The following is a 7,587-nucleotide window of genomic DNA, read 5'->3' as shown; positions in this document are numbered from 1 at the left end:
GACGTCGGCCAGAACCACAAATTCAACACCGCCATCGCCCAGGTGATGACGCTGATGAACGTTCTGGAAAAAGCCGCACAAGCCACCGAACAGGATCGGGCACTGATTCACGAAGGCCTGGAAACCGTGACGCTGTTGCTGGCACCGATTACACCGCACATCAGCCACGAGCTGTGGAATCAGCTGGGTCACGCTGACCCTGTGATCGACGCCGGTTGGCCGGTACAGGACGACAGCGCACTGGTGCAGGACAGCCTGACGCTGGTCATTCAGGTCAACGGCAAGCTGCGGGGCCAGATCGAAATGCCGGCCACCGCGACCCGTGAAGAAGTCGAAGCCGCCGCACGCGCCAACGAAAACGTGCTGCGCTTTGTCGATGGTCTGACCATTCGTAAAGTGATTGTGGTGCCCGGGAAACTGGTCAACATCGTCGCCAGCTAATTGGATCGGGCGCCAGGCCCTGCCTGGCGCCAAGTAAAACCTTTCGGGCCGCATGATCGGCCCACATGGTTTCAAGGGGAGCAACACAATGATCAAACGCAACTTGCTGGTGATGGGCCTCGCGGTCCTGTTGAGCGCCTGCGGTTTCCAGCTGCGCGGCACCGGCACCACCGAACTGGCGATCACGGAACTCGACCTGAGCGCCCGTAACGCTTACGGCGACACTGTCACCCAACTGCGCCAGGTTCTGCAAAGCAGCGGCGTCAAGGTCTACAGCGGCGCACCTTACAAGCTGTTCCTGGCCGACGAACAGGAATCCCAGCGCATCCTCAGCTATGCCGGCGCCGGTCGGACGGGCGAGTATCAGTTGAACACCGTGCTCAGCTACAGGATCCTCAGCCAGGGCAACCTGTCGCTGATCGACGACAAGCTCGAAGTACAGAAGGTCTTCATCCACGACGGCAACAACCTGGTGGGGTCTGACCAGGAAGCCGCCGATGCGCGCAAGGAAATGCGTCGCGAGCTGGTGCAACGCATGATGCTGCGCTTGCAGCAGATCACGCCGACCCAGTTGGCCCAACTGCAACAGACTGCCGAAGCCAAGGCCAAGGCCGAAGCCGCCGCGCTGGAAGCGGCGCAGAAGGCTGAAGCGGAAACCCCGCGTCAGTCGCCTATCGAACTGCCGCAGCAGTAAGACTTGCGGGGCGCTCAGGCGCCCCGTTCGCCCTCTCTTATGAAACTCGCACCCGCCCAACTCGCCAAACATCTGCAAGGTGCCCTCGCGCCGGTCTATGTGATCAGCGGCGATGACCCCTTGCTGTGTCAGGAAGCCGCCGACGCCATCCGCACCGCCGCCCGTCAACAGGGTTTCGATGAACGCCAGGTGTTCGCCGCCGACGCCAGTTTCGACTGGGGCACGTTGCTGCAAGCCGGTGCGAGCATGTCGCTGTTCGCCGAAAAGCGCCTGCTGGAGCTGCGCCTGCCCTCAGGCAAGCCCGGTGACAAAGGCGCTGCCGCACTCATCGAGTACTGCTCACGGCCGGCCGAAGACACGCTGCTGTTGATCAGCCTGCCCAAGCTCGACGGCAGTGCGCAGAAAACCAAGTGGGGCAAGGCACTGGTCGAAGGCGCGCAGACCCAGTTCGTGCAAATCTGGCCGGTGGATGTCAGCCAGTTGCCGAGCTGGATCCGTCAGCGCTTGTCCCAGGCTGGCTTGTCTGCCAGCCAGGACGCCGTTGAACTGATTGCCGCACGGGTCGAAGGCAATTTGCTGGCGGCGGCCCAGGAAATCGAAAAACTCAAGCTGATGGCCGAGGGCGGTCAAATCACGGTCGAAACCGTGCAGGCTGCGGTAGCCGACAGTGCGCGATTCGATGTCTTCGGGTTGACCGATGCGATCCTCAACGGCGAGGCCGCCCACGCCCTGCGCATGCTCGAAGGATTGCGCGGTGAAGGTGTCGAGCCGCCGGTGATCCTCTGGGCTTTGGCTCGCGAGCTGCGACTGCTGGCCAACATTTCGTTGCAATACAGCCAGGGTACGCCGCTGGACAAAGCCTTCAGCCAGGCCAAACCACCGGTTTGGGACAAACGTAAACCGCTGATGAGCAAAGCCTTGCAACGCTACTCGGCGCCACGTTGGGCGCAGTTGCTGTTGGAAGCGCAACGCATCGACGCGCAGATCAAGGGCCAGGCGGCGGGTTCGCCGTGGATGAGCTTGAGTCGGTTGACGCTGTTGATGGCTGGCCAGCGTTTGACGTTGCCTGCCGAGTAACGCTTTTGTGGCGAGGGAGCTTGCTCCCGCCGGGTTGCGAAGCGACCCCAGTCCACACATCGCGTTTCTTCAGAAAAGCCCCGCTTGCCCATTTGCGACTGCTGCGCAGCCGAGCGGGAGCAAGCTCCCTCGCCACGATTCACATTTCCTGCACAACCTAGGGACTAGACAGAAGCCTCGCTTGAGCCGATGATTTGCCCCGCAAAAAACCTTTACTTGCGAGAGTCCATCATGAGCAAAAAGCCGTCCAAACGCGGCCCCAACAAGGCCAAATCCATCATCGCCCAGCCATTTTTCCGCAGCCGTCAGGAACGAGCCGGCAAGGGCAAAGGCAGCTACCGCCGCGAAGCCTTCCAGTCTGACAACTGGGAGGCTTCTTACTTTCTGGCAGCCTGAAAGGCATGCATCCGCTCAACATGTTAAGGTCTGCACCTGATCCGTTTTCCCTGGACCCGTGCATGCCCCTTTGTCTTTCCCGTCGTTGGCACCTGCGCCAATTGATTGCTGCCTCCAGCCTCGTTTTGCTAGTCGCCTGCGCGGAAAAACCCACCGCCGCCGACGCCCAGCCATTGAAGACCCTGCCAGTCGCCACCGCCCCCGCGGTTGTACCGCCGGTGGTACCGAACGGTGAAAACCTCGACATCCAGCCGACCCAGACCTTCGCCGAATGGCAGGCCGGTTTCCGCAAGGATGCCCTGGCCGCCGGCATTCGTGCCGACCTGTTCGACCGCGCCTTTGCCAATGTCAGCCTCGACCCCAGCGTGATTCGTGCCGATCGCAGCCAACCGGAATTCGCAAAACCGGTGTGGGAATACCTCGATGGCGCCGTGTCGCCGCTGCGGGTTCGCAAAGGCCAGGCACTGGTCGAACAGTACGCCGACATCCTGCAGAGCATCGAACAGCGTTATGGCGTTGATCGTCAGGCCCTCGTTGCCGTGTGGGGCATGGAAAGCAACTTCGGCCAGTTCCAGGGCAGCAAGTCAGTGATCAATTCGTTGGCAACCCTGGCTTACGAAGGTCGTCGCCCAGGATTCGCCCACGCGCAATTGATTGCTGCGCTGCAAATTCTGCAACAGGGTGATATCGAGCCAGAAAAAATGCTCGGCTCCTGGGCTGGCGCCATGGGCCAGACCCAGTTCATCCCGACCACCTACAACACTCACGCCGTGGATTTCGATGGCGACGGCCGACGCGACATCTGGGGCAGCGCCACCGACGCCCTGGCTTCGACCGCGCACTATCTGCAAAGCTCCGGATGGCAGAGAGGCCAACCGTGGGGCTTTGAAGTGCAATTGCCGGGCAGCTTCAACTACGTGCTGGCCGACGGCACAATCCGCAAGAGCGTCGCCGAATGGCAGCAACTGGGCGTCTCGCTGCCCAACGGCCGCCAGGTCCCGGCAGGTTCCGAACACTTGTCCGCAGCGCTGCTGCTGCCAGCGGGCTACCGTGGCCCGGCCTTCCTGGTGCTGGACAACTTCCGCGCCATTCTCAAATACAACAACTCATCGTCCTACGCCTTGGGCGTCAGCCTGTTGTCCGAGCGATTCAATGGCGCGGGCCTGATCAGCGGTACTTGGCCAAAGGATGATTTGCCGCTGAGCCGAACTGAGCGGATCGAGCTGCAAAACCTGCTGAGCGCACAGAATTACGATGCGGGTACCGCCGACGGCATAATCGGCGCCAACACCCGCAAAGCGATTCGCAGTGCCCAGCAGTCGTTTGGCTGGCCGGCGGACGGATACCCGACGCACAAGTTGCTGGAAGGTTTGCGCAACCGCTGAAAGCAACGCGGGCAAGCCTCGTTCCTACAGGGTTTTTGCAACCTGTAGGGGCGAGGCTTGCCCGCTAAAGATGTCTATCAGGCGACAAGCACCTAAGGCTTGATCACCACATCCTGCTCCACCACCAACTCCTTGTTCCCTGCATCCAGCCTGACCAGCGCCCCCATCGGCAGCGTCAGGTTCGGATCGCAATGACCGCTGCGCCATCCGGACAACACCGGAATCCGCAAAGGCCCGAACATTTGCTTGAGCAACTGCTCCAGCGCCGGCACCTCAACCCCCGCCACATCACCCACCAACACCCCACGCAACTTGCCCAGCGTGCCGGCCAGTCGCAGGTGAGTCAGCAGACGGTCGATGCGATACAGCGGCTCGTTGATGTCTTCAATGAACAGAATGACGCCCTCGGCATCCATTTCGTAGGGCGTGCCCATGGTCGCGGCGATCATCGACAGATTGCCCCCCAGTAAACGCCCATGGGCGATGCCTGGTTCAATCGTGGTCAAGGGATAGGCCGCCGGATGGGCCAATAAGCTACCCGCCTTGACCTGCCCTCGCAGCATGTTGAAAAAAGAAGGCTCGGTCGGCTTTTGCCGGCCACCCAGCAGATCGGCGTTGAGCAACGGGCCGTGAAATGTCACAAATCCCGCGTAGCGACTGATAGCCAGGTGCAAAGCGGTAATGTCGCTGTAGCCGATGAAGGGCTTGGCGTTACTGCGCAGCAGCTGGAAATCGATGCGATCGAGCAACCTCGGCGTGCCATAACCACCGCGCAAGCAAATGATGGCGTCGACTTCGCTGTCGGCGAACGCCGCGTGCAAGTCATTGAGGCGCACATCATCGCTCCCGGCGAGGTAGCCGTCCCGCTCATAGACGCCCGGAAACACCTTTAGCGTATAGCCGCGGGCGCGCATCCATTGCACGGCTTTGTCCGTGTCCAGCGGTGCCGGCCCGGCAGGCGCAATGACAGCGATCACCCCTTCCGACGGCAAGGCCGGAACCGGGGTGTGAGGACAAAGCGTGTGAGTCGGTCGAACGGTCATCCGTGAATCTCCCTGCGTGAACACTTGAGCACACAGTAGTCAGGAACGGGGACAAACAGAAGAGGGATCGTCGCCCCGCAGGTTGCAGGAAAAAACGCCAGTGGCCGTGGGCATGCCAAAAAAAACGCCCGCAAGCCTTGATGCCTTGCGGGCGGATTTTATTTCTTTTCAGCGGATCAGGACGACATCAGCTCGGCCTTGACCAGCTTCGCCTGCTCATCGGCGTGGTACGACGAGCGTACCAGCGGACCGGAAGCGACGTTCTTGAAGCCCATCTTGTAACCTTCCTCGGCGAACCAGGCGAAGGTGTCCGGGTGCACAAAGCGCTGGACCGGCAAGTGGCTGCGGGACGGTTGCAGGTACTGGCCCAGAGTCAGCATGTCGATGTCGTGTTCGCGCATGCGCTTCATGACTTCGATGACTTCCTCGTCGGTCTCGCCCAGGCCCAGCATCAGGCCGGACTTGGTCGGAATGTGCGGCATCATCTGCTTGAAACGTTGCAGCAGGGTCAGCGACCACTGATAGTCCGAACCCGGACGCGCAGCCTTGTACAGGCGCGGCACGGTTTCCAGGTTGTGGTTGAACACATCCGGCGGCTCGGCGGCGGTGATCTGCAGGGCGATGTCCATGCGGCCACGGTAATCCGGGACCAGCGTCTCCAGCTGCACGTTTGGCGACAGCTTGCGGATTTCACGGATGCAGTCGGCGAAGTGCTGGGCACCACCGTCACGCAGGTCGTCGCGGTCTACCGAAGTGATCACCACGTATTTCAGGCGCAAGTCGGCGATGGCAATGGCCAGGCTTTGCGGCTCGTTGACGTCCAGTGGCTTCGGACGGCCGTGGCCGACGTCGCAGAACGGGCAGCGACGGGTGCAGATGTCGCCCATGATCATGAAGGTTGCGGTGCCACCGGAGAAGCACTCGCCCAGGTTCGGGCAGGACGCTTCTTCGCACACGCTGTGCAGCTTGTGCTTGCGCAACAGCGCCTTGATGCGGTCGACTTCCGGGGATACCGGGATGCGCACGCGGATCCAGTCAGGCTTTTTCGGCAGTTCGGTGGTCGGAATGATCTTTACCGGAATGCGTGCAACCTTCTCGGCGCCGCGCAGCTTAACGCCGGCTTCAACCTTGGCACGCGGGGCCGGACGCTCGGTAACATCCTGCGTCGGGATCATGGTTTGCACTGCATCAGTAGTCATATCAGTCGATTCCGCCCGTTAGGGTCGTCTGCTCAGCATAGTCGAGGTGTTTGACGAGCTGCGCGCGCAGCCGGGCACTTACCTCGGCAAATTCAATCGATCCTGCGTGATCGCTCAGCTGGGTCATCGCCAGCCCGGCGTAGCCGCAGGGATTAATCCGTCGAAACGGCTCCAGGTTCATGTCCACATTCAAGGCCAGGCCATGAAAGGAACAACCGTGGCGGATCCGCAGACCCAGGGAAGCGATTTTCGCACCGTCGACATAAACACCCGGCGCGTCCGGTTTGGCCACCGCGGTCACGCCGTAGCTGGCAAGCAGCTCGATCAGGCATGACTCCATGCGGCTCACCAGGTCACGTACACCAAAACCCAGCTTGCGCACGTCGAGCAACAGGTAAGCCACCAGTTGCCCGGGGCCGTGGTACGTGACTTGCCCACCCCGGTCGACCTGCACCACCGGAATATCTCCCGGCAACAGCAAATGCTCGGCCTTGCCGGCCTGGCCCTGCGTGAACACCGGCGGGTGCTCGACCAGCCAGATCTCGTCGGGCGCACTGCTGCCGCGTTCGTTGGTGAAGCGTTGCATGGCATGCCAGACCGGCTCGTAAGCCATCTGGCCGAGCTCGCGAAAGCCCAGCGTGCCGGACATCACAGCACCATGTGCACGAAACCGGTGGCCCGCAGTTCGCTGTTGATGTTGTACAGCTGGTCCTGGTCGGTCGCGACGATGTGCAACTGGATGGTGGTGTATTTACCGTTGCTGCTTTGACGCTCGTCAACACGCTCATCATTGATCTTGGCGTGTTTGCGGACGATGTCGATGATCTTGTCCTTGTTGCCCACACCCGTGTCGCTAATCACCTTAACCGGGTAATCAGTGGCAGGGAATTCGATCTTGGGCGCCTTTACTTCGGTATCGGTCATGGCGTAACGGCCTCGTAAGCGTAAGCCGTGGCGACGGCAAAGCCCCGCGCCGGATCAGCGCAGGGCCTTGCAGGTGCACACTATCAGTTGAACAAGCCGTAGAAGAATAGACGGATGCTATCCCACATGCGGCGGAAGATACCACCCTCTTCGACGCCGTCCAGAGCGATCAGGTCGGCGCTGTGCACGACTTTTTCGTCCAGTTTGACTTCGACTTTACCGATCACGTCGCCCTTGGCGATTGGCGCAACCAGTTGCGGGTTCATGGTCATGCTGGCAGCGAGCTTTTTCAGCTGGCCTTTGGGCAGGGTCATGGTCAGGTCTTGGGCCAGGCCGGCCTTGACTTGATTGGTGGCGCCTTTCCAGACAGGAGCCTGAGCCAGCTCGGCGCCTTTCTGATAGAAGGTCTGGGTTTCGAAGAAGCGGAA

The 7,587-nt window shown here is 61.1% G+C and carries 9 protein-coding genes and 1 pseudogene; 5 read left to right on the top strand and 5 right to left on the bottom strand.

What is annotated here, in order from left to right:
• The 5 genes from D8U18_RS11525 to D8U18_RS11505 all read left to right on the top strand — a co-directional run.
• On the top strand, positions 1 to 441 hold a 441-nt coding region (locus tag D8U18_RS11525), incomplete at its 5' end, for a class I tRNA ligase family protein (RefSeq protein ID WP_153189111.1).
• 88 nt (positions 442 to 529) lie between these two features.
• Positions 530 to 1,135 carry an LPS assembly lipoprotein LptE gene (gene lptE / locus D8U18_RS11520; protein ID WP_056855902.1) on the top strand — a complete coding sequence of 202 codons (606 nt, stop codon included), beginning with the start codon at positions 530 to 532 and terminating at the stop codon, positions 1,133 to 1,135.
• A 39-nt stretch (positions 1,136 to 1,174) separates the two neighbouring features.
• Positions 1,175 to 2,212, top strand: a complete 1,038-nt coding sequence (gene holA / locus D8U18_RS11515) for a DNA polymerase III subunit delta (RefSeq protein WP_056855797.1) — start codon at positions 1,175 to 1,177, stop codon at positions 2,210 to 2,212.
• A gap of 231 nt (positions 2,213 to 2,443) precedes the next feature.
• On the top strand, positions 2,444 to 2,608 hold the full coding sequence (gene arfA / locus D8U18_RS11510; protein WP_131107643.1) for an alternative ribosome rescue factor ArfA: 165 nt from the start codon (positions 2,444 to 2,446) through the stop codon (positions 2,606 to 2,608).
• A gap of 62 nt (positions 2,609 to 2,670) precedes the next feature.
• Positions 2,671 to 3,993 carry a lytic murein transglycosylase gene (locus tag D8U18_RS11505; RefSeq protein ID WP_056855799.1) on the top strand — a complete coding sequence of 441 codons (1,323 nt, stop codon included), beginning with the start codon at positions 2,671 to 2,673 and terminating at the stop codon, positions 3,991 to 3,993.
• 92 nt (positions 3,994 to 4,085) lie between these two features.
• On the opposite strand, the gene D8U18_RS11500 is transcribed toward D8U18_RS11505, so the two are convergent.
• The 5 genes and pseudogenes from D8U18_RS11500 to D8U18_RS11480 form a co-directional block, all read right to left on the bottom strand.
• The gene (locus tag D8U18_RS11500; protein WP_130903859.1) at positions 4,086 to 5,036 is read right to left on the bottom strand and encodes an LD-carboxypeptidase; all 951 of its coding nucleotides are present in this window, start codon (positions 5,034 to 5,036) and stop codon (positions 4,086 to 4,088) included.
• Positions 5,037 to 5,212: 176 nt separating this feature from the next.
• Positions 5,213 to 6,211 carry a lipoyl synthase gene (gene lipA, locus D8U18_RS11495; protein WP_162250583.1) on the bottom strand — a complete coding sequence of 333 codons (999 nt, stop codon included), beginning with the start codon at positions 6,209 to 6,211 and terminating at the stop codon, positions 5,213 to 5,215.
• A gap of 25 nt (positions 6,212 to 6,236) precedes the next feature.
• Entirely contained in the window at positions 6,237 to 6,884 is a 648-nt protein-coding gene (gene lipB / locus D8U18_RS11490; protein ID WP_056855802.1) for a lipoyl(octanoyl) transferase LipB, read from the bottom strand.
• Positions 6,884 to 7,159, bottom strand: coding sequence for a DUF493 domain-containing protein (locus D8U18_RS11485; RefSeq protein WP_056855803.1), 276 nt, complete (start codon positions 7,157 to 7,159; stop codon positions 6,884 to 6,886). The genes lipB and D8U18_RS11485 overlap by 1 nt, the downstream gene beginning before the upstream one ends.
• A gap of 83 nt (positions 7,160 to 7,242) precedes the next feature.
• Positions 7,243 to 7,587 (bottom strand): annotated as a pseudogene (locus tag D8U18_RS11480) (serine-type D-Ala-D-Ala carboxypeptidase); the annotation flags it as partial.

The sequence above is a fragment of the Pseudomonas sp. Sample_10 genome (assembly GCF_004321495.1).
Taxonomy (GTDB): Bacteria; Pseudomonadota; Gammaproteobacteria; order Pseudomonadales; family Pseudomonadaceae; genus Aquipseudomonas.
The sequence above is the reverse complement of the archived record's forward strand: the minus strand, read 5'-3'. Positions and strand labels throughout refer to the sequence as shown.